The organism is Pseudomonas sp. KH_040 (assembly GCF_057839305.1).
The window spans coordinates 924833-947334 of the sequence record NZ_CM174487.1 but is presented as its reverse complement, the minus strand read 5'-3'; the positions used below and the strand labels follow the sequence as shown (position 1 = coordinate 947334).

Sequence of the window (22502 nt, the reverse complement as noted above, 5' to 3'; positions counted from 1 at the left end):
CTTGTTTTTATTGGCAGGCGCGGGGCGACAGCAGATAGCCACTATCGGGCGCCATCTCTGTATAGCTCAAATCGAAGGGAGGTTTTGTAACTTAAGGTTAACGACATCGCAGCCCGCGACACACAGACCTCCTCGTAGGAGCTGCCGCAGGCTGCGATCTTTTGATCTTTCCTGAATCAGTGAACCAGAACCGTCCACAAGGCAAACCCGGCATACCACAGCACCGCCGCGCGCAGCAGTAGTTCCCACAGGCAATCGAGGGTGTTGATGCCGTCCGGCCCGACCACGGGAGGTGGAATCTCCCCCGCCGCCAGACCGACCCGATTGATCAGTTGCGCAGCACTGATATTCCAGTTGAGCAATTCATGCAGCATCACCCGACTGACCGCGACAAAGTTGCCGACCAGCGCCAGACTCGCCGCCAGCAAGCGTACCGGCAGCCAGTCAAAGGCATGCCGCAGTTGCGCGGCACGCTCGACCAATGCCGGGTTCTGCCCGTGTTCCTGCGCCAGCGCCAGCAGGCGATACGCCAATGCCGCCACCGGGCCGAGCACGAAATACCAGAAGATCACCGCAAAAAAGCTCTGATAAGCCTGCCACAGCAGATGCCCCTGCACGCTTTCAAGCAACTGCTCACCGCTGTCGGCGCAAATGTTCAGATCGCGTTTGGCCACATGTGCCGCCGCTTGCAGATCCTCGCGACGCCAGGCATCGCGAAACGGCCCAAGACCGCCAAGCAAGTCGCCGCGCCCCAGGCTGTAAATCACCACCAGCAAATGCACCGGCAACGCCAGCAAGCCGTAGGCCACCGGTTCCAGCACCACTAGCAACAGCGCCAGCAACGCCACCGGAAACAGCACCAGAATCGTCAGCACCAGCCAGGGCTGTTTGGCCAGCCGCGCGCTGGTTTCGAGTTTGTTCAGTTCGCGGATCCATCCGCCATCGCGTTGAACCCGATGGCGCAGGGCCGAAAACTTCTCGATCCACAACGCCAGCAGTAACACCAGAAAACTCATTGTCCTTCCTCTTGTGCCAGGGCTGCGCGATAACGCGCCCAGTCGAATGCCGGGCCAGGATCGGTCTTACGCCCGGGTGCTATATCGCTGTGCCCACAAATGCGGGCGCCGGTGATGGCCGGAAATGCGCTTTGCAATTGGCGGGTCAACGCCGTCAACGCCTGATACTGCGCGTCGGTGAACGGTAGATCATCAGTGCCTTCGAGCTCGATGCCCACGGAAAAATCGTTACAGGTTTCCCGTCCTTCGAAGACCGACACGCCGGCATGCCACGCCCGCTCAAGACAGGAGACAAACTGGGTGACCTTGCCGTCACGTTCAATCAGAAAATGCGCCGAGACGCGCAGATCAGCGATCCCTGCAAAGTAGGGGTGTTCGGTGACATCCAGACGATTCTGGAAAAACTCCTGCACCTTGCCCGTGGCAAACTGCGCCGGCGGCAGGCTGATGTTGTGAATGACCAACAGGGAAATTTCGCCCGCCGGGCGTTCATTGAAGTTGGGCGATGGGCAGACCTGCACCCCGTGACACCACCCGCTAGCGGGATCCAACTGCATACCGATTCCTTCAACGCCGACTGTGTAGGCGCCCAGTATGCCGCGATCAGCCCCCGGCGCGCGATCACTTGCCGCGATTGAGTCGCCGCAGATTGCCCAGCACCGACTCCAGCGCGCGGTCGAACAGCAAGGTGTCATCCAGCGCACGTACCGCGCCGCGCTCGAATTCCACGGCCAGCGCGCTGCGGCTGCGCTCCAGCACCTTCATGCCGGTGCGATCGACAAATACATACTTGCCGGTGGCTTCGATGATGGCCGCCAGTTTGCAGCGCAGACTGTGTTCATCGTCTTCCTGAAACGCCACCCAACTGCCCAGGCGCAGTTGCTCGACCTGGCGCAGACCGGCGGCATCGTGGGGCAAGCGTACCGACGTCAATGCCATGCTGCTGTCGTCGGCGGTTTGCAGCACGATCTGCTGCGACACCTCGATCATGGGCGCGGCCTGATCAGCCGCAACGGAACGCTCCAGCACCTGCACATGCAGGGCTTCCAGTTCACTGAAAAACTCGCTGGTGGCAAAGGGGTCAAACGCCGAACTGCTCAGACCATCACGCAGCGACTTGAGCAACCCCGGCACCAGTGCCAGCAAGCGCAAGCTGGATTCAGCGTCTTCATGACGCTGCACACTCCAGATCAATTGCTCCATGGTCTGCACATCGGCCTGCCATTCGGCTGACTGATCACCATGCTTGAGGCACGTCAACAGCAATACTTTGCTCCAAGCGTCCTGTACGAAGGTGACCACGGACGGTGGAAGTACTTTACCCAGCAGCGCTTGATTCAACGCCCGCTCGACCCGGCGCCGCGCCAGCTCGGTTCTCGCTCGCCCCTCTTCGGCGTCACGCAGGCGCTGTTCAAGCAACTCGCTGCGGCGGCGCTCATCGCTGGTGAAGGCGAGAAAATCAGCCAGTAACTCGGAGAAAATCGCCGGATCATCGACAAAATCGGTCAGCAGACGCTGCACCACTTGTTCGATACGCAGGTACAAGCTGTCGCGCGCCTCACCGTCGCAGCCGCCCCAGCCCATGGCCGCCTCGGCGATTTCGTTGAGCAGGCGCCGCGCCGGATGACTGCTGCGGCTGAAGAAACTCTTGTCGAGCACCGCGACCTTGAGCATCGGGATCTGCAACCGGGCGATCAGGGCCTTGAGCGAATCCGGCACATTGCGGTCTTCAAGAATGCAGTCGAAGACCATGGCAATCAGATTGATCACGTCTTCGTCCGCATCGCCCACGATCCGCGATTTGCCACTTCTGACGCTGACCCGGGTCAGCAGTTGTTCGAGCTGATTGCGCAGATCGAAGTCATCCTGAGCCGCCAGCGTCGGCACGTACTGTTGCAAGTGCGAGAGCAGGCGCAGCAGGTCGCGAGTGGAAATCGGCTGCGCCGCAACGCTGGATTCCAGCGTCGGCGCGACACTGCCACGGACGTGCGCGAGCAGTTGCTGCAGTGCGGCGAAAACCTCCTGCACGCCTTCGTCGACGGGCGGCGTGTCGTCGCTTTCATCGCTGTTCACATTGGCGATCGCACGATCAATCGCACGGCGCGCCGGGGCCGCTTTCAGCTCGGGCAACACTCCGGTGGCGAGCAGCAATTGATTTGCTTCGGCGTAAAGCTGCTCGGTGTCGGTCAAGACATAACGCTCGAAGAGTTTGAGCAGGATCAGCTTGACCTTGATCTCCACGCCCAGGTTTCGCCCGGCCTGCAGGAAAAACTCGCAAAGCATCGCCGGGCCAAGCGGGTTGTGTTGATCGTCGAGGGTGTTGCCGAGCAGCGCGTTAAGCCGCGCGGTCAGTTGATCGAGCGCGAAGCCGTCACGCTTGAGTACGCGACCAACCATGGTCTCGACCGCCACGCTGCGCTCCATGTCGTCGCTGCGGGGGGCCAACTCGTCGTATATCAAGGCATGGGGCAGCGTGTTGTGCGTGGGATCGTATTGCGTCAGACCGACGAAGGCTTCGAAGAATTGCTCAAGAAAGCCGCGCTCGATGTTTTTACGCTTGAGGCGCAGGTCGCGCATGGCTTCGAAAAAGATGTTCTGCTCAATGTCGTTGCGCGCCCGGTCGGCCATTTCAAACAGTGTGTCGTCGGCGTTATCGAACAGTTCCTGCAAACCGTGACGCAGTTGCTGGGCAGCCTTGTCGCGAACCTGAAGCAGAATCACAGGCAGGCGGGCGAGCGGCGAATGATTCGCCTGATCGGTAGCCGCCTTGTGCAAAGGCACTACTTTCCCGTCGTTGTGCATCCAAGCCTCCTGAAACGGTGATTCGTTCGGTCACTTTCAACATAAGCCTCCTGTGGGAGCGAGCTTGCTCGCGAAGGCGATCTGTCAGTGACATTGTTGGTGACTGACACTGCGCTTTCGCGAGCAAGCTCGCTCCCACAGGTCTCAACAACTTTGGCCGCTCTGCACGTCAAAGCTATGACGTCAAATGCAAGGCGAATTATCTTTCATAACTTGCACCCGGCGCCATAGCCGTCAGGGTTTCCCCTATACCGCCCCTTTCAGTGACCACGCCTGGCCGGTTTTGCTCAAAGAAAATCGACCGGATGCAGGCTGGCACGCGCGTTCTCGCCTTGGGTTGGCTCGCGCCATGCCCCTATAATCGAACCACTTTGTTTGTGGAGCCCGTTATGCCGAATCTACGTCTCGCCGATTTGACCGCCGAAATCGAAGCCAACGTGCGCCGTGCGTTGCTCGAAGACATCGGCAGCGGCGACATTACCGCGCAACTGATCCCGGCCGAACGTCTGGCCAAAGCCACCATCATCACTCGCGACGCAGCTGTCATCTGCGGCACCGCTTGGGTCGATGCAGTGTTTCGCCAGCTTGATCCGCGGGTCGCGGTGCACTGGCAAGTGATCGATGGCGAGCGGGTAAAGCCCAATCAACCGCTATTTCATCTGGAAGGCCCGGCCCGTTCGCTGCTGACCGGTGAACGCAGTGCGCTGAACTTCCTGCAACTGCTGTCCGGTGTGGCCACACGCGCGCAGTACCTGGCCGATTTCGTCGGCACCACTCAGGTCAAGTTGCTCGACACCCGAAAAACCCTGCCAGGCCTGCGGCTGGCGCAGAAATACGCGGTGACCTGCGGTGGCTGCCACAACCATCGCATCGGTCTGTACGACGCGTTCCTGATCAAGGAAAACCACATCGCCGCCAGCGGTGGCATCCCGCAGGCCATTGCCGCCGCGCACAAGATTGCGCCGGGCAAACCGGTGGAAGTCGAAGTGGAAAGTCTGGAGGAGCTGAAAGAGGCACTGGCCGCCGGCGCCGACATCATCATGCTCGACGAACTGAGCCTGGATGACATGCGCGAAGCCGTGCGCCTGAACGGCGGCAAGGCGAAACTGGAAGCCAGCGGCGGCATCAACGAAAGCACACTGCTGCCGATCGCCGAAACCGGGGTGGACTACATCTCGATCGGCGCGATGACCAAGGATGTCAAAGCGGTGGACCTGTCGATGCGCTTGAGCCTCTGAAGGATTCACGCAATAAAAAACGCCAGCCCGGTTGAGGCTGGCGTTTTTGTTTCAGACCACCAGATTATTCATCTCGCAGTACTCGTCCCACTCGACACCCAGCACTTCGGCCGCCTCTTTGTGCAGCACAAGGCGCTGTGCCTCGAACTCCTGCGGCGTGCTCGTGTACTTGAGTGTCAGCTCCCACGGCTGCAGGCCCTGGGCTTCGGCTTCGTCTTCGAATGCCCACTGAATCTGGTCTTTCTGATCGTCGGAACTGAGATCCTTGATCTCTTCCAGCAGCTGGGGCGCATCAAGCTTGTACTTTTCCAGCGCTTGTTCGTGACGTTGCTCTTGAGTTAGTTCGGTCATGGCGTTCTCGCTGATCGTAAGAATGGAGGATGGATCTGGATCATCAAGGATCTCTCTGACGCGGATTTTTCCGGCCTTCGGAACCATTCGGGATCATCTGAAAACTGCTGGGCGATGCTCATGCAGGCACTGAATATAGGACGTTTGCATGACGAATTACACGGCTCTTTACATCTCTCGCACAAAAAGTTGACCTGCGGAACATAAATGCGGATTTCGAGTCATAGCGATGTGCCACTTCGGCACGTCTCCGCTGTTCACAAGGAAAACCAGTGATGCGCAGCTTTTCGAAGATTCTCTCTGTTGTGCCCGCTACCGCGCTGATGGCTGTTCTGGCCCTGCCTGCAAACACAATGGCTGTCGAGTTGAGCAGTAGCAGTTCCTCCTACGGCGACAAGGTTGCCCTGATTCACAACGATTACGGCAAAGATGTCGTCATCAGAAGCGACATCAGCGTCGACGAACTGCAAAAAATGCGCGACACGATCAGTGACCAGTCGCGGCAGATCGAAGAGCTCAAACGCAGCAACGGTTCGAACTCCAGCTCCAGCGGCAAGGAAATCGATGATCTGAAAAACAAGGTCAAAGACCAGGACCGTGAACTGGACACGCTAGGTCGTCAGGTCGAAGACCTCAAGCGCAACAGTGGCTCCAGTTCCAACTCGAACAGCAGCGAGATTTCGAATCTGAAGCAGAAAATCAACGATCAGGATCGGGCGATGGATCAGCTCAAACGTACCGTCGAGGATCTGAGCCGCAAGGTAAAGTAGAGAAAATGGTGTTGAGACAGGACCCCAACCCAGACGGAAAACCCCAGCACTATCCTGAATAAATAGAGCTGAGATTTTCTTCTGGCTAAACGATGTACTTTTTGTGAAGTGCTGGCCCTCCTTGCGAGGGCCAGCGGCTCAATTGACAGACTCGGACGGTTTGAGCTTCGGGCGAGTTAAATCGTAGAACCGCATGATCCCCTTCTGGCACGGTTTCTCTACGAACTTCCAGATGAGCGCCGCACAGGCGATGGACGTGATCGCTACAAACCAAAACCGAGTGTAGGGGCCGTAGTCAGACAGTAACTGTTCCTGTGTCGTCAGACGGATTACGACTTGGTGAATCAAGTAAACAGAGAAACTGATTTCGCCAAGGAACACTAGGGGCCGCCACGACAAGGCGCGCGACACGATACCTTTGTCCATATAGAAGCATGTGATGACGGCGGCAAAGAGCAACGCCATCGATGAATGCCGAAAAAACTCAGATAACGCAATATGCGAAGCCCCAACGATCACAGACGCTGAAGAGCTTAGGAATGGTGTAACAAAGATAATCGACAGAATTGCCAGAATTTCTAGAACAGTAGCCGGACCTTTCTTGACTGCATCCAGTTGTGCACCAGACAAAAGCCGCTGACAAACAATGCCAAGCATGAACTCTTGAATTCGACTAACCGGACTGATGTAAACCAAACCGTGCGATGAAATCTGATTAAGTTTATCTGCGGCGTAATAGACAACGCCGAGCGCGTCCAGCGCATACGCGAACAACCCGCCAAAAGCTATTGCCGCACAAAGCTTCAACACTGGCGTGCTGGAGAACCACAGCAGCAACAGCGGGAACGCCATGTAAAAGAATATCTCTGTGGAAATACTCCAAGAGACAGCGTTGAACGAGAAGTAGACATCAGGAATTGGAACTGCTGCGTGCAGCATCAACAAGTTCAGAATCAGTGTATAGACGTTACTGGCTGACTCTAACAACTCGCGCTGATAGGGAATGCAGGCCAGTAGCATCAATGTGCAAAATGCATGTGCTGGCCAAAGCCGTGCAAACCGAGCAACATAAAACCTCGACAGTCCTCCGCGAATTCCTTTTTCCGAATAAACGTGAGAAAGAATAAAACCGGACAACACGAAGAAAAAAGTCACCCCAGCATCAAGCGGAAGTCCTGCCAGAAATTCCGGTGGAAAAAAATTCCCTTTGGCGTGGTGAATAAGAATCGCGAATGCCGCAAAAAATCGGAGGGCCGTTAGCCCTCCAATCTGTCTTGTGCTCATTTTGTGACATACCCTGTCGACTGAAATTTTCGGGATACTATCACGATTGCATCTGGCCACTGGTCACTACGCGAACAGGTGCCTGCCTGGGACCAACCGTTTAGCGATTAGGCTGTGCCGTTGGCTCTAGCGCCCAGGCGCGATTTTGCAGGTCGCGGGCTTCCTTAAGGTAATTTCCTGGTAAATGCCTAGCGACATACGGCGCCACTTGCCATGCCGATGGAATCTGAAGAACCAGGACTTGGTGATATTGGTGGCGACGGCATAGGAATGATGGTGTGAAAGTTGCCGAACGCCGAAGAACGTTGATGTGGTGCCCGAGACAGGAATCGAACCTGCGACCTTCGCGTTACGAGTGCGCTGCTCTACCGGCTGAGCTACACGGGCGGTGGGCTAAACCTAGCACCGGTCTTGAAGTCCGGCAACTTCGCAGAATGTCCGGGTATTTCACAGACAAAAAAATGCCCCACCGTTTTCACGGCGGGGCATTTTTATTGCGCTAACGCTTTGGGCTGATTAAACGCCCGAAGCCTTGGCCGCTGCCACGTCTTTGATGGACAGCTTGATACGGCCGCGGTTGTCCACGTCCAGTACCAGCACTTCCACTTCCTGGCCTTCTTTCAGGATGTCGGTCACTTTCTCTACGCGAGCGTCGCTCAGCATCGAAATGTGCACCAGACCGTCCTTGCCCGGCAGGATGTTGACGAATGCGCCGAAGTCGACGATGCGCTCAACTTTACCGACGTAGATCTTGCCGATCTCGGCTTCAGCGGTAATACCCAGAACGCGCTGACGTGCAGCTTCAGCAGCTTCCTTGGTTTCACCGAAGATCTTGATCGAACCGTCGTCTTCGATGTCGATCGAAGCCTTGGTTTCTTCGCAGATCGCACGGATGGTCGCGCCACCTTTACCGATAACGTCACGGATCTTGTCGGTGTCGATTTTCATCGCGATCATGGTCGGAGCGTTGGCCGACAGTTCGGTACGCGACTGGCCGATGATCTGGTTCATCTGACCGAGGATATTCAGGCGCGCTTCCAGGGCTTGGCCCAGAGCGATCTCCATGATTTCTTCGGTGATGCCCTTGATCTTGATGTCCATCTGCAGCGCAGTAACGCCTTTGGCGGTACCGGCTACTTTGAAGTCCATGTCGCCCAGGTGGTCTTCGTCACCGAGGATGTCGGTCAGGACGGCAAATTTCTCGCCTTCTTTAACCAGACCCATGGCGATACCGGCAACCGGCGCCTTCATCGGCACACCAGCGTCCATCAGGGCCAGGGAAGCGCCGCAAACGGAAGCCATCGAGCTCGAACCGTTGGATTCGGTGATTTCCGAAACCACGCGGATGGTGTACGGGAACACGTCAGCGGCTGGCAGCATGGCCGAAACCGAACGACGGGCCAGACGGCCGTGACCGATTTCACGACGACCAGCGCCACCCATGCGACCACACTCGCCCACCGAGAACGGAGGGAAGTTGTAGTGCAGCATGAACGGGTCTTTTTTCTCGCCTTCCAGGGTGTCCAGCAGCTGTGCGTCACGGGCGGTGCCCAGAGTCGCGACTACCAGAGCCTGGGTTTCACCACGGGTGAACAGCGCCGAACCGTGAGTCTTCGGCAGAACGCCGACTTCGATGTTCAGCGGACGTACGGTTTTGGTGTCGCGACCGTCGATACGTGGCTTGCCGTTAACGATGTTTTCGCGAACGGTGCGGTATTCGATTTCGCCGAAAGCGGCTTTGACTTCGCTGGAAGAAGGCTGGCCTTCTTCACCGGACAGCTTGGCAACGACTTGATCCTTCAGCTCGCCCAGACGCGCATAACGGTCGGCCTTGACGGTGATGGTGTAAGCCTGGGAGATCGCCTCGCCGAACTCGGCACGGATAGCGCCCAGCAGTTCGGTGGCTTCTGGCGCAGGAGCCCAGGTCCAGGTTGGCTTGGCAGCTTCGGCAGCCAGTTCTTTAACCGCGTTGATCACAACCTGGAACTCGTCGTGAGCAAACAGTACCGCGCCCAGCATCTGGTCTTCGGTCAGCTCTTTGGCTTCCGATTCAACCATCAGTACGGCGTCGGAAGTACCGGCAACGACCATGTCCAGGCTCGAAGCAGCTTGCTGCTCGTAAGTCGGGTTCAGCAGGTAGCCGGTGCTTTCGTGGAAAGCTACGCGAGCGGCGCCGATCGGGCCGTCGAACGGAATGCCCGAGATGGCCAGGGCAGCCGAGGTACCGATCATCGCAGCGATGTCCGGATCGGTCTTTTTGCTGGTGGAAACGACGGTGCAGACAACCTGCACTTCGTTCATGAAGCCTTCTGGGAACAGCGGACGGATCGGACGGTCGATCAGTCGGGAAGTCAGGGTTTCTTTCTCGGAAGGACGGCCTTCACGCTTGAAGAAACCGCCAGGGATCTTACCGGCAGCGTAAGTCTTTTCCTGGTAGTGAACCGACAGAGGGAAGAAGCCCTTGCCTGGATCGGCTTGTTTTGCACCGACTACAGTCACCAATACGCTGACGTCGTCGTCAACGGTGACCAATACTGCGCCGGAGGCCTGACGGGCGATACGGCCAGTCTCGAGGGTAACGGTCGATTGACCGAACTGGAATTTTTTGATTACCGGGTTCACGGTGTCCTACCTTCTTTGTGGCTCTTGGGGGAACTGGTTTCTTGCGAATTCTTGGGCAATGTCGGGAATCGGCCCAACGCCTGTCCAGGGTAAAACGTGTATCCAGATAAAACTTGAGGCTGGGAGCCTGCAAGCCGTCGGCGGTAAACCGCAGACGTCCGACAGACAACCAACCTCATAGCGCAATCGCTGATTAGCGACGCAGACCCAGGCGACCGATCAGAGTCTGATAACGACCCAGATCCTTGCCTTTCAGGTAGTCCAGCAGCTTGCGACGCTGGTTTACCATGCGGATCAGACCACGACGGGAGTGGTGATCTTTACCGTTGGCCTTGAAGTGACCTTGCAGCTTGTTGATGTTGTGGGTCAGCAGTGCAACTTGCACTTCTGGCGAACCAGTGTCACCAACAGCTTGCTGGTAGTCAGCAACGATTTGAGCTTTTTCTTGAACGTCGAGAGCCATGAGGCAATCCTTTTATCAGGAAGCTGTTTCAAAGAAACAACTTCAACAGGCCAGGGACAAATCCCTGTATCTATAAATGAGTAGTGACCGTGCCTGTTGACAGCCACCCTCGCCAGCCTGCTTTGACACAGACCGGTTTCGGTCATTCCGACCGAATCAGTCGACGTGGCGCAATGCGCCCGTCTTCGCTCACTTCACCGATACCGATGAAGCGACCATTGTGATCCTGTACCCGCACCATGCCGAACTTCGGAGCATCCGGGGCACGCACCGGCTGGCCGTTGAGCCAGTAGAACGCGCTCGCTTCCGAGAAGTGCAGCAGTGGCCAATCCTGCAGGCCGCTGTCCGATGGCATCAGGAAGCGATCAACCGCTTCGTTGCCGCCTTCGGCATGAACCGCCTCAAGCTCTTCGAGGGTCACGGTCTGCGCCAGGGTGAAAGGCCCGGCCTGGGTACGGCGCAATTCAGCGACGTACGCACCACAACCGAGTTGCTCACCGATATCCTCCACCAGGGTGCGAATATAGGTGCCTTTGCTGCAATCCACCGCAAGTCGCGCAGTATCGCCTTCGAAGGCCAGTAATTCCAAGCGCGCAATAGTAACAGAACGCGGTTCGCGCTCCACTACTTCGCCTGCACGCGCCAACTTGTACAGCGGCTGGCCATCACGCTTGAGCGCCGAGTACATCGGCGGTATCTGACTGATTTGCCCACGAAATTTCGGCAATGCTGCCTCGATATCGGTGCGACCAACGGTCACCGGGCGCTCCTGCAAAACTTCACCTTCGGCATCCGCCGTGGTGGTGGTCTTGCCCAGCTGCGCCAGGGTTTCATAAGCCTTGTCGGAATCGAGCAGGTACTGCGAGAACTTGGTGGCCTCACCAAAGCACAACGGCAAGACACCGGTGGCCAATGGATCGAGGCTGCCGGTGTGACCGGCCTTCTCGGCATTGAGCAGCCAGCGAACCTTCTGCAACGCGGCGTTGGAAGTGAACCCCAACGGCTTGTCGAGCAAGATGATACCGCTGACGTTACGACGGATACGTTTGACCTGAGCCACCGAATTACTCCTTGGTGTCTTCAGGTTCAGCAGCGACCGGATGCTGATTGTCTTCAGCCACGGCACGCTCGATCAGGGCCGACAGGTGCGCACCACGGACAACGGATTCGTCGTAGTGGAAGTGCAATTGCGGCACGCTGCGCAGTTTCATTTCACGGGCCAGTTGCATCCGCAGGAAACCTGCGGCGGCATTCAGCACCTTGATGCTTTGCGCGATATCTTCGGCGTTGTCCTGGCCCATCACGGTGATGAAGATCTTCGCGTGACCAACGTCACGGCTGACTTCTACTGCGGTAATGGTGACCAGGCCGACGCGCGGGTCTTTGACTTCGCGACGGATCAGTTGAGCCAGCTCGCGCTGCATCTGATCGCCGATACGTTGGGTACGGCTGTATTCTTTTGCCATGATTTTGTTACCTGTTACTGCCCCGCGGCGAAACCCGCAAGGTCTGAAAGCGGCAAACGCCCGGCCTGACAAAAGCCAGACCGGGCGTTGCGTTTAGAGTCCGGGTGATGCGCCACACTGTTGAGTGCGGCCGACCATCACGGCTCCTGAAGTGCGCGAGTTAGAGGCTGCGAGCAACCTGAACCTTCTCGAAGACTTCGATCTTGTCGCCGACTTTGACGTCGTTGTAGCTCTTCACGCCGATACCGCATTCCATGCCGGCACGTACTTCGGAAGCGTCATCCTTGAAGCGGCGCAGGGATTCCAGCTCGCCTTCGAAGATAACGATGTCTTCACGCAGTACACGGATCGGACGGTTACGGTGCACAACACCTTCGATCACCATGCAACCAGCGATCGCGCCAAACTTCGGCGAACGGAACACGTCACGCACTTCGGCCACACCCAGGATGTTCTCGCGAACATCGCTGCCGAGCATGCCGGTCAGGGCTTTCTTGACGTCTTCGATGATGTCGTAGATCACGTTGTAGTAACGCATGTCCAGACCTTCCTGCTCGACGATCTTCCGTGCGCCAGCATCGGCACGCACGTTGAAGCCGAACAGTACAGCGTTGGAAGCCAGTGCCAGGTTAGCGTCGGACTCGGTGATACCACCAACGCCGCCGCCCACTACGCGCACTTGTACTTCGTCGTTGCCCAGGCCATTCAAGGCACCGTTCAACGCTTCCAGCGAACCACGGACGTCGGACTTGAGGACGATGTTGAGCGTCTTCTTCTCGGCCTGCCCCATGTTTTCGAAGATGTTTTCCAGCTTGCCAGCATGAGCGCGAGCCAATTTGACTTCGCGGAACTTGCCTTGACGGAACAGAGCCACTTCACGGGCTTTCTTCTCGTCGGCAACCACGCTCATCTCGTCGCCAGCGTCCGGAGTACCGTCCAGGCCGAGGATCTCGACAGGGATGGAAGGACCGGCTTCCTTGATTGGCTTGCCGTTCTCGTCGAGCATGGCACGCACACGGCCATAGTTCGAACCGACCAGGACCATGTCGCCTTGGCGCAGGGTACCGTCTTGAACCAGAACGGTTGCAACCGGGCCACGACCTTTGTCGAGACGCGATTCAACCACAACGCCACGGCCAGGAGCCGATGGAGTTGCTTTCAGTTCGAGAACTTCAGCTTGCAGCAGAACGGCTTCAAGCAGCTCGTCCACGCCAGTACCGACTTTCGCCGACACCGGTACGAACGGCGTATCACCGCCCCACTCTTCGGAAGTCACGCCGTGAACCGACAGCTCGCTACGGATGCGATCAAGATCGGCGCCCGGCTTGTCGATTTTGTTCACTGCAACAACCAGTGGAACACCAGCCGCTACTGCGTGCTGAACAGCTTCAATGGTCTGCGGCATCACGCCGTCGTCCGCTGCAACCACCAGAATCACGATGTCGGTCGCCTTGGCACCACGAGCACGCATTGCGGTAAACGCGGCGTGACCCGGGGTGTCGAGGAAGGTGACCATGCCGCGTTCGGTTTCAACGTGGTATGCACCGATGTGCTGGGTGATACCACCGGCTTCGCCAGCAGCTACCTTGGCACGACGGATGTAGTCGAGCAGGGAAGTTTTACCGTGGTCAACGTGGCCCATTACGGTCACGACTGGCGCACGGGAGAACGACTCACCTTCAAACTTCAGGGACTCGGCCAGGGAATCTTCCAGAGCGGTGTCGCTGACCAGGGTCACTTTGTGGCCCAGTTCTTCGGCTACCAGTTGAGCAGTTTCCTGATCAAGCACTTGGTTGATGGTCGCTGGAGTACCCAGTTTGAACATGAACTTGATGATTTCAGCAGCCTTGACCGACATCTGATTGGCGAGATCGCCAACAGTGATGGTCTCGCCGATCTGCACATCACGCACGACAGGGCCGGTTGGGCTCTGGAAACCGTGGGCGTTGCGCTTCTTCAGCTTGGCCTTGCCGCGACCACCGCGACGGAAGCCATCGCTTTCTTCGTCGGTAGTGCGTGGCGCCACACGTGGAGCCGGCGCTTTTTCTTTGACCGATGCGCGATGCGGAGCGTTTTTGCGCTCGCCATCACCACCACCGCTGCGACGATTGTTGTCGTCGGCACGCGGCTTGTCAGGACGGCGCTGTTCGTTCTGCTTGTTGCGAACATCAGCAGACGGAGCTGGAGCAGCGGCAACCACCGGCGCGCTTTCGCGAACAGGTTCGGCAGCTGCAGCCGGCGCCGCAACGGCGTCGCTGGTAGCGGTCTGCGCAGCAGCAGGCTGGCGGCGCGCTTCTTCTTCGGCGCGCTGCTTGGCTTCTTCTTCAGCCTTCTGACGAGCAGCATTTTCTACTGCGCGACGCTCATCCAGTTCACGCTTGCGTTCGGCTTCGATTTCTTCCGGGCTACGCTGTACGAAAACTTTCTTTTTGCGAACTTCTACGCTGATGCTTTTGCTACCAGCCACACGCAGGGTGCTGGTGGTTTTACGCTGCAGCGTGATCTTGCGTGGTTCTTCCACTTTCGCCTTGTGGCTGCTTTTCAAGTGAGTCAGCAGGGACTGCTTCTCACTGTCAGTCACATTTTCTTCGGCGGCGGTGTGCGGCAGACCTGCCTCACGCATCTGCTGCAACAGGCGCTCTACCGGTGTTTTGACCTCATCGGCCAGTTGTTTCACCGTGACTTGCGTCATGCACTTCTCTCCTCAGGCCGCGCCTAATTACTCGAACCAGTGGGCTCGGGCGGCCATGATCAACTTGCCGGCACGATCATCGTCAATGCCGTCGATGTCGAGCAGGTCGTCAATAGACTGCTCGGCCAGGTCTTCGCGGGTAATTACGCCGCGCACCGCCAGTTCCATCGCCAAATCCTTGTCCATACCCTCAAGCGAGAGCAGGTCTTCGGCCGGATGGGCGTCTGCCAGCTTTTCCTCAGTAGCGATGGCTTTGGTCAACAAACGATCCTTGGCACGAGCGCGAAGCTCGTTGACGGTATCTTCGTCAAAGCCGTCGATGTTGAGCATTTCTTCCAACGGTACGTAGGCAATCTCTTCCAGGCTGGTGAAGCCTTCATCTACCAGCACCTGTGCCAGGTCTTCGTCGACTTCCAGCTCGTCGATGAAGTTGCGCAGGATGTCGCCGGTTTCTGCTTGCTGCTTAGCCTGGATGTCCGATTCGGTCATCACGTTCAGGGTCCAGCCAGTCAATTGGCTGGCCAGACGCACGTTCTGACCACCGCGACCGATGGCCTGAGCCAGATTGTCTGCGCCAACGGCGATGTCCATTGCATGGGCATCTTCGTCAACGATAATTGCCGCAACCTCAGCCGGGGACATGGCGTTGATCACGAACTGAGCCGGGTTGTCATCCCAGAGGACGATATCAACACGCTCACCGCCCAACTCACCCGACACTGCCTGGACGCGCGAACCGCGCATACCGATGCAAGCGCCCTGCGGGTCGATGCGTTTGTCCTTGGAGCGGACGGCGATCTTGGCGCGCGAACCCGGATCACGGGACGCTGCCATTACTTCGATCAGGCCTTCGGCAATTTCCGGCACTTCGATGCGGAACAGCTCGATCAGCATTTCCGGCGCGGTACGCGACAGGATCAGCTGCGGGCCGCGGTTCTCGGTGCGGATTTCCTTGAGCAGCGCACGCAGACGCACGCCGACACGGAAAGTTTCGCGAGAAATGATGTCTTCACGGGCCAGCAACGCTTCAGCGTTGTTACCCAGATCGACGATCACGTTGTCGCGGGTGACTTTTTTCACGGTGCCGGAGATGATTTCTCCCAGGCGCTCGCGATAAGCGTCGACCACTTGAGCGCGCTCGGCTTCGCGAACTTTCTGCACGATGACTTGCTTTGCAGTCTGCGCAGCGATGCGGCCGAACTCGATGGATTCGATCTTTTCTTCAACGACGTCGCCAACCTTGGCACCTGGATGCGTTTCAGCAACCTTGGTTGGCCAGGTTTCGATGGCCGGATCGTCGAGATCATTCTCTTCGACGACCGTCCAGCGACGGAAAGTTTCGTAAGAACCGGTGTGGCGGTTAATTTCCACACGCAGGTCAACTTCGTCTTCAAAACGCTTTTTGGTAGCAGTGGCCAGAGCCAGCTCCAGCGCTTCAAAAATCACGCTTGCCGGTACGCCCTTTTCATTGGATACCGACTCAACAACCAGCAGTACTTCTTTGCTCATCGTACGCCTCGCCTTTCGCAAGCCATTGGATCCGCGGGATCCGCGTCTCAGTCAAAACTGGGAATAATGTTGGCCTTGTCGATCATATCGATCGGCAACAGGAACTCATGGTCATCTACCTGCACCACGACATCCTGTTCTTCTACACCGCGCAGAAGGCCCTGAAAGTTGCGTCGACCTTCAAAAGGCGAGCGCAGCTTGATCTTCACTTGTTCACCGGCAAATTTTGCAAACTGCTCAAGAGTGAACAGTGGGCGCTCCATGCCAGGCGAGGAAACTTCGAGGGTGTATTCAACGGAGATAGGATCTTCAACATCCAGTACACCGCTGATCTGACGGCTGACAATGGCGCAATCGTCCACCAGCACGCCGCCCTCTTTATCGATATAAACGCGCAACATCGAGTGACGACCCTGAGCCGAAAACTCGATACCCCAGCATTCATAGCCCAGGGCCACGACCACCGGGGCCAGCAAGGCCTGCAACTCTTCTAGCTTGCTCGACACCTGAACCCCCTAGTGCATGATATGTGCATGCTTTGCAAAATAAAAAAATGGGCGAAACGCCCATCCTTGAAACGCCGTCGAACAGCGGCGTTGAAAGTGTCCAGCTAACAAAAAGCCCCTTAAAAGGGGCTCCTTAAACTGGTTGCGGGGGCCGGATTTGAACCGACGACCTTCGGGTTATGAGCCCGACGAGCTACCAGACTGCTCCACCCCGCGACAAAGCTGGGGCGGAAGTATACGACCGATCCCTTATAGGGTCAATGTAACCTTCCACCTGCAAGAAAGCCCGCAACAGCGGGCTCTCCTGACTAATTGGTACCGAGAAGGGGACTCGAACCCCTACACCCTATGGGCACAACCACCTCAAGGTTGCGTGTCTACCAATTCCACCACCTCGGCAAAACTACGTTTGAAACCTTCTTACTTCTGCTCTTGAGCTGGAGGTACGTCAGTCGCTGGAGTAGCCGACTTTTGCTCTTGAAGCACCGGGACATCATCAGAAGCCGGTTGTTGTTGCTTAGGCACTTCCAACACTGCTGGATTTGGGAGACCTGCCTGAGTCAGCTGATGAGCCTTCTCTTTAGCAAAGTAACCTAACCCCAAGCTGGTTATGAAGAAACCGGCGGCAAGTATAGCAGTAAACTTACTAAGAAAGGTAGAGGAACCTTGGCTTCCGAACACAGTATTTGAAGCACCTGCTCCGAAAGACGCGCCAGCGTCCGCACCCTTACCCTGCTGCAGCAAAACCAGAGCAACTACGCCCAATGCACCCAGCAGATGAAAAACGACTACGACTGTTTCCAGCATTTTTTCAGTTTCCCGCGGCGCGACAGATCGCACCGAACTCATCTGCATTCAGGGAAGCTCCACCAATGAGCCCCCCATCGATATCCGGCATGCCGAACAGTTCGACCGCATTGGCCGCCTTCACGCTGCCGCCGTATAGAAGCCGCACACCTCGTGCGACTTCAGAATTCTCTGCCGCCAACTGCTCGCGAATGGCTTTATGCACATCCTGAGCCTGTTGCGGCGTTGCAGTCAGTCCGGTACCAATGGCCCAGACAGGCTCGTAAGCAATGACTGCCTTGGCAAAGGCACCTACACCCAGCTCCTCAATGATACTGCCCAGCTGACGCCCGACAACCTCAAGAGTTTTCCCGGCTTCGCGCTGCTCGAGAGTCTCCCCTACGCACAACACCGGAATCAAGCCGCATGCCTGTGCCGCTGCGAACTTGCGATTCAGCATACCGTCTCGCTCGCCCATTATCTGGCGGCGTTCGGAGTGCCCGACAAGTACTAGGGAACAACCTGCATCCACCAACTGACTCGGAGCAATTTCACCGGTCAATGCACCTTGCATGGCTTCCACCGCAGAATTCTGCGCACCGACCGAAATCGATTTGCCTTTCAAGCCATCAATCACTTGATTGATATACAAGCAAGGCGGGAATACCGCGACATCAACACCGCTTGGCAAGGCCAGATGACGAAGGCCGTTGATCAGCTCAGCGACGCTGGCGCGGGTACCGTGCATCTTCCAGTTACCAGCTACCATAGGGCGACGCATGCTGTACCTCGTCGGTCAAAGTGGGCGCAGATGTTACCCAACACAATCATGGCTTGCAAGCCGAATCAGGCAGAAACTTCAGTTACCAGTTTTGCCAGCTCTTCGGCGTAGTTGCGAACCTGGGTTTCGTCCTCGCCTTCGACCATTACGCGCACCAGAGGCTCTGTCCCGGACTTGCGCAAAAGCACGCGTCCGCGTCCTGCCATTGCCTGGGTGACGCGCGCACTGGCTTCCTTGACAGCCGGGTGTTCCAGCGGACTTTCGCCACCACCGAAACGCACATTGATCAGCACCTGAGGGCACTTGCGCAAAGCCTGACGTGTTTGCGCCAGTCCTTCATTGCGGGCCTTCAGTGCCATCAGCACTTGCAAAGCTGCGATGATCGCATCACCGGTTGTGGTGTGATTGAAGCAAACGATATGCCCCGAATTCTCGCCACCGACCAGCCAATTGCGCTCAAGCAGTTCGGCGATCACGTAGCGGTCGCCGACATTGGCACGAATGAACGGAATCGAAAGATCGGCCAGCGCCAACTCCAGACCCAGGTTGCTCATCAATGTACCGACCACGCCGCCCTGCAATTTGCCACGCTCATGCAGATCACGAGCGATGATGAACAACAATTCGTCGCCATCAACGATGGCGCCCGTGTGATCGACCATCAAAACCCGATCACCGTCGCCATCAAAGGCAATACCTAGATCAGCATGTTCAGCCAGTACCGCCGCCTGCAGCTGCCCCATATGGGTCGAGCCGCAATTCTCGTTGATGTTCAGACCGTTAGGCTGGGCCGACAGTACGACGACTTCTGCACCCAGCTCCCGGAAGACACTCGGAGCCACTTTATAGGTCGCGCCGTGCGCACAGTCGATGACGATTTTGAAGCCGGAGAAACTGGTACCGGTTGGCACACTGCTCTTGCAAAATTCGATGTAGCGACCCGATGCGTCGTTGATCCGCGAAACCTTGCCGATTTTGCTCGACTCGACCACGGTCATCGGAGTATCGAGCAATTCCTCGATCATCAACTCCAGCTCATCCGGCAGTTTTGTGCCCTTACCGGAGAAAAATTTGATGCCGTTATCGTCATGCGGATTGTGCGAAGCACTGATCACGATACCGGCCTCAGCCTGGAAGGTGCGCGACAGATATGCGATAGCCGGCGTCGGCATCGGGCCTAGCAGCATCACATCAGCTCCCGCCGACGTCAGACCAGCTTCAAGTGCCGACTCAAACATATAACCGGAAATCCGCGTGTCCTTGCCGACCAGCACTTTGCAGGCGCCCATCTTGCGAAAGGCCATGCCGGCCGCCCAGCCGAGCTTGAGCATGAAGTCAGGAGTAATCGGGTATTCACCGACTCGACCACGAATGCCGTCAGTACCAAAGTATTTCTTGCTCATAAGTGCTCCATCATTCTTATTCGGCTGATTCCACGGCCGCGATCATCCGCACCACGTCTACCGTTTCCGCCACGTCATGGACACGCAAAATTCGCGCACCTTTTACCGATGCCAATGCCGCCAATGCCAATCCACCGTGCAGCCGTTCGCCCACAGGACGATTCAGGGCGTGGCCAATCATGCTTTTTCGAGAAACACCAACAAGCAGCGGCCGACCCAACGCATGCAGGGCTTCCATGTGCTTGAACAAGCTTAGATTGTGCTGCAGGGTTTTGGCGAAACCGAAACCCGGATCGAGGATGATGCGCTCGGCAGGAATACCTGCCGCCGCACACTGTGCCATGCGCTCAGCGAGAAATTCGCCCACTTCGCGCGTGACATCCTGATACTGCGGATTGTCCTGCATGTCACCGGGCTCACCGAGCATATGCATGAGGCACACCGGTAAACCGGTAGCTGCCGCCGCATCCAGCGCACCATCGCGCTGCAGCGAGCGCACGTCGTTGATCAGCCCGGCGCCCAACCGCGCAGTTTCGCGCATGACGGCAGGAGTAGACGTATCCACCGAGATGATCACATCAAGCTCGCGATTGATCAGCTCGACGATCGGCGCGACGCGCTCAAGCTCCTCAAGCGGAGAGACAGCTCGCGCACCGGGACGCGTAGATTCGCCACCGACATCAATCAGCGTCGCACCGGCTGCAACCATAGCTTCGGCGTGACGCAAGGCCGCATCCAGCTGACTGTATTGGCCGCCGTCGGAGAAAGAATCGGGGGTGACATTGAGAATGCCCATGACATGCGTCTGGGCCAAATCAAGAACCCGGTTGCCGCAAGGCAACCGGGTCAGGGACTGTACAGAAGTCATTTCAAACCTTAAACGTCAGCAGCCGGACCGCCAATCGGTGTTTCCGGACGCTCGTCCCGAACCACTGGTGGTGGCGGAGTACCTGTGCCACCCGACCAGTCGCGAGGCTCGCGAGGTGTACGACCTGCCATGATGTCATCGATCTGTTCAGCATCGATCGTTTCATACTTCATGAGGGCATCAGCCATGGCGTCGAGCTTGTCACGGTTATCCGTGAGGATCTGTTTGGCCGTGCCGTAGCACTGATCAATGATGCTGCGCACTTCGGAGTCGATCAGCTTGGCTGTCTCACCGGAGAAGCTGGCAGCCTGCCCACCACCGCCACGACCGAGGAATACTTCACCCTCTTCCTCGGCATACATCAACGGACCGAGTTTTTCCGACAAGCCCCACTTGGTCACCATGTTCCGCGCAATCTGACTGGCACGCATGATGTCGTTGGAAGCGCCGGTAGTCACACCGTCGAAGCCCAAGGTCATTTCTTCCGCAATACGGCCGCCGTACAGCGAGCAGATCTGACTGATCAGCGCGCGCTTGGACAGGCTGTAGCGGTCTTCTTCCGGCAGGAACATCGTCACACCCAGCGCACGACCGCGCGGAATGATCGACACCTTGTAGACCGGATCATGCTCAGGGACGACGCGACCAACAATGGCATGGCCAGCTTCGTGATAAGCGGTGTTCTGCTTTTCTTTCTCGGACATGACCATCGATTTGCGCTCGGCGCCCATCATGATCTTGTCTTTGGCCAGTTCGAATTCTTTCATTTCAACGATGCGTTTGCCGCTGCGCGCAGCAAACAGCGACGCTTCGTTGACCAGGTTGGCCAGGTCAGCACCCGAGAAGCCCGGAGTACCACGCGCGATTACGGCCGGAGCGACGTCGTCTCCCATTGGCACCTTGCGCATGTGAACCTTGAGAATCTGCTCGCGACCACGGATATCCGGCAAACCAACCACGACCTGACGGTCGAAACGGCCCGGACGCAGCAGCGCAGGGTCGAGTACGTCTGGACGGTTGGTTGCAGCGATAACAATGATGCCGTCATTCATCTCGAAGCCGTCCATCTCAACCAGCAATTGGTTGAGGGTCTGCTCGCGCTCGTCGTGACCGCCACCCATGCCGGCGCCACGATGGCGACCGACGGCGTCGATTTCGTCGATGAAGATGATGCAAGGCGCGTGCTTCTTCGCCTGCTCGAACATGTCACGAACACGACTGGCACCGACACCGACGAACATCTCGACGAAGTCAGAACCGGAAATGGTGAAGAACGGAACCTTGGCTTCGCCGGCAATCGCCTTGGCCAGCAAGGTTTTACCGGTACCCGGAGGGCCGACCATCAGCACGCCACGAGGAATGCGACCACCCAGACGCTGGAACTTGCCGGGATCACGCAGGAACTCAACGAGTTCGCCGACTTCTTCTTTGGCTTCGTCGCAACCAGCAACGTCAGCCAGAGTGGTTTTCACCTGATCTTCGGAGAGCAGGCGCGCCTTGCTCTTGCCGAAGCTCATCGGTCCGCCCTTACCGCCGGCACCGCCCTGCATCTGGCGCATGAAGAACATGAACACCGCGATGATCACCAGGATCGGGAAGCTGGCTACCAGCAACTGGGTCCAGATGCTTTGCTGCTCAGGCTGCTTGCCTTCAACCACAACGTGGTTGTCGACCAGATCGCCGATCAGGCCATTGTCCTGGATTGCCGGACGAATGGTCTTGAAGCTGTCGCCGTCGTTACGCTTGCCGGTAATCACATAACCATCAACGGCTACGCGCTCGACCTTGCCATCCTTGACCTGCTGGATGAAGTCGGAATAGTTGAGGGTCTGCGGCTCGTTAGGGCTGGAGAAGTTGTTCATCACCGTCACCAGGACAGCCGCGATGATCAACCACAGGATCAGATTCTTTGCCATATCGTTCAATTAACTACCCTCTGAAGCAA

General features: G+C 57.3%; 19 protein-coding genes and 3 tRNA genes. 2 read left to right on the top strand and 20 right to left on the bottom strand.

Annotated features, from left to right (window positions below; genetic code table 11):
- Positions 1–176: 176 nt before the first annotated feature.
- The 3 genes from ampE to AC3IUF_RS04075 form a co-directional block, all read right to left on the bottom strand.
- Positions 177–1016, bottom strand: coding sequence for a regulatory signaling modulator protein AmpE (gene ampE / locus AC3IUF_RS04085; protein WP_007915275.1), 840 nt, complete (start codon positions 1014–1016; stop codon positions 177–179).
- Entirely contained in the window at positions 1013–1573 is a 561-nt protein-coding gene (ampD, locus tag AC3IUF_RS04080) for a 1,6-anhydro-N-acetylmuramyl-L-alanine amidase AmpD (protein WP_007915273.1), read from the bottom strand. Before ampD ends, ampE begins: the two co-directional genes overlap by 4 nt.
- 64 nt (positions 1574–1637) lie before the next feature.
- Positions 1638–3818, bottom strand: coding sequence for a DUF1631 domain-containing protein (locus AC3IUF_RS04075; RefSeq protein WP_007915271.1), 2181 nt, complete (start codon positions 3816–3818; stop codon positions 1638–1640).
- Positions 3819–4207: 389 nt separating this feature from the next.
- Here AC3IUF_RS04075 and nadC point away from each other — a divergent pair, with 389 nt between their 5' ends.
- Positions 4208–5056, top strand: coding sequence for a carboxylating nicotinate-nucleotide diphosphorylase (gene nadC / locus AC3IUF_RS04070; RefSeq protein WP_007915269.1), 849 nt, complete (start codon positions 4208–4210; stop codon positions 5054–5056).
- Positions 5057–5107: 51 nt separating this feature from the next.
- Here nadC and AC3IUF_RS04065 read toward each other — a convergent pair whose 3' ends face one another.
- Positions 5108–5407, bottom strand: coding sequence for a DUF6388 family protein (locus AC3IUF_RS04065; RefSeq protein ID WP_007915266.1), 300 nt, complete (start codon positions 5405–5407; stop codon positions 5108–5110).
- A 275-nt stretch (positions 5408–5682) separates the two neighbouring features.
- Here AC3IUF_RS04065 and AC3IUF_RS04060 point away from each other — a divergent pair, with 275 nt between their 5' ends.
- On the top strand, positions 5683–6177 hold the full coding sequence (locus tag AC3IUF_RS04060; protein WP_489280454.1) for a hypothetical protein: 495 nt from the start codon (positions 5683–5685) through the stop codon (positions 6175–6177).
- Between the two features lie 138 nt (positions 6178–6315).
- On the opposite strand, the gene AC3IUF_RS04055 is transcribed toward AC3IUF_RS04060, so the two are convergent.
- From AC3IUF_RS04055 to ftsH, 16 genes are all read right to left on the bottom strand, one after another.
- Entirely contained in the window at positions 6316–7461 is a 1146-nt protein-coding gene (locus AC3IUF_RS04055; protein WP_081498747.1) for an acyltransferase family protein, read from the bottom strand.
- Between the two features lie 311 nt (positions 7462–7772).
- A tRNA-Thr gene (locus AC3IUF_RS04050) sits at positions 7773–7848 on the bottom strand.
- A 129-nt stretch (positions 7849–7977) separates the two neighbouring features.
- Complete coding sequence (gene pnp, locus AC3IUF_RS04045; RefSeq protein WP_007915263.1) at positions 7978–10083, bottom strand: polyribonucleotide nucleotidyltransferase; 2106 nt, start codon at positions 10081–10083, stop codon at positions 7978–7980.
- A 193-nt stretch (positions 10084–10276) separates the two neighbouring features.
- Positions 10277–10546, bottom strand: a complete 270-nt coding sequence (gene rpsO, locus AC3IUF_RS04040) for a 30S ribosomal protein S15 (RefSeq protein WP_003177875.1) — start codon at positions 10544–10546, stop codon at positions 10277–10279.
- A 142-nt stretch (positions 10547–10688) separates the two neighbouring features.
- Positions 10689–11606 (bottom strand): tRNA pseudouridine(55) synthase TruB, encoded by a 918-nt coding sequence (gene truB / locus AC3IUF_RS04035; protein WP_007915261.1) that lies wholly within the window; start codon positions 11604–11606, stop codon positions 10689–10691.
- Positions 11607–11610: 4 nt separating this feature from the next.
- Positions 11611–12012 (bottom strand): 30S ribosome-binding factor RbfA, encoded by a 402-nt coding sequence (gene rbfA / locus AC3IUF_RS04030; RefSeq protein ID WP_007915259.1) that lies wholly within the window; start codon positions 12010–12012, stop codon positions 11611–11613.
- A 160-nt stretch (positions 12013–12172) separates the two neighbouring features.
- Entirely contained in the window at positions 12173–14704 is a 2532-nt protein-coding gene (infB, locus tag AC3IUF_RS04025) for a translation initiation factor IF-2 (protein ID WP_007915253.1), read from the bottom strand.
- Between the two features lie 27 nt (positions 14705–14731).
- On the bottom strand, positions 14732–16213 hold the full coding sequence (gene nusA, locus AC3IUF_RS04020; protein ID WP_007915252.1) for a transcription termination factor NusA: 1482 nt from the start codon (positions 16211–16213) through the stop codon (positions 14732–14734).
- Between the two features lie 47 nt (positions 16214–16260).
- Entirely contained in the window at positions 16261–16719 is a 459-nt protein-coding gene (rimP, locus tag AC3IUF_RS04015) for a ribosome maturation factor RimP (RefSeq protein WP_007915250.1), read from the bottom strand.
- Positions 16720–16858: 139 nt separating this feature from the next.
- Positions 16859–16935 (bottom strand) — tRNA-Met (locus AC3IUF_RS04010).
- A 97-nt stretch (positions 16936–17032) separates the two neighbouring features.
- Positions 17033–17118: transfer RNA gene (locus tag AC3IUF_RS04005), tRNA-Leu, on the bottom strand.
- 21 nt (positions 17119–17139) lie between these two features.
- Positions 17140–17526: a preprotein translocase subunit SecG gene (gene secG, locus AC3IUF_RS04000; RefSeq protein WP_016986497.1), complete on the bottom strand. Its 387-nt coding sequence runs from the start codon at positions 17524–17526 to the stop codon at positions 17140–17142.
- 4 nt (positions 17527–17530) lie between these two features.
- Entirely contained in the window at positions 17531–18286 is a 756-nt protein-coding gene (gene tpiA / locus AC3IUF_RS03995) for a triose-phosphate isomerase (RefSeq protein WP_007915248.1), read from the bottom strand.
- A gap of 65 nt (positions 18287–18351) precedes the next feature.
- Entirely contained in the window at positions 18352–19689 is a 1338-nt protein-coding gene (gene glmM, locus AC3IUF_RS03990; protein ID WP_489280451.1) for a phosphoglucosamine mutase, read from the bottom strand.
- Positions 19690–19705: 16 nt separating this feature from the next.
- Positions 19706–20557, bottom strand: coding sequence for a dihydropteroate synthase (gene folP / locus AC3IUF_RS03985; protein ID WP_007915246.1), 852 nt, complete (start codon positions 20555–20557; stop codon positions 19706–19708).
- 8 nt (positions 20558–20565) lie between these two features.
- Complete coding sequence (ftsH, locus tag AC3IUF_RS03980; protein ID WP_016986501.1) at positions 20566–22473, bottom strand: ATP-dependent zinc metalloprotease FtsH; 1908 nt, start codon at positions 22471–22473, stop codon at positions 20566–20568.
- Positions 22474–22502 lie beyond the last annotated feature (29 nt).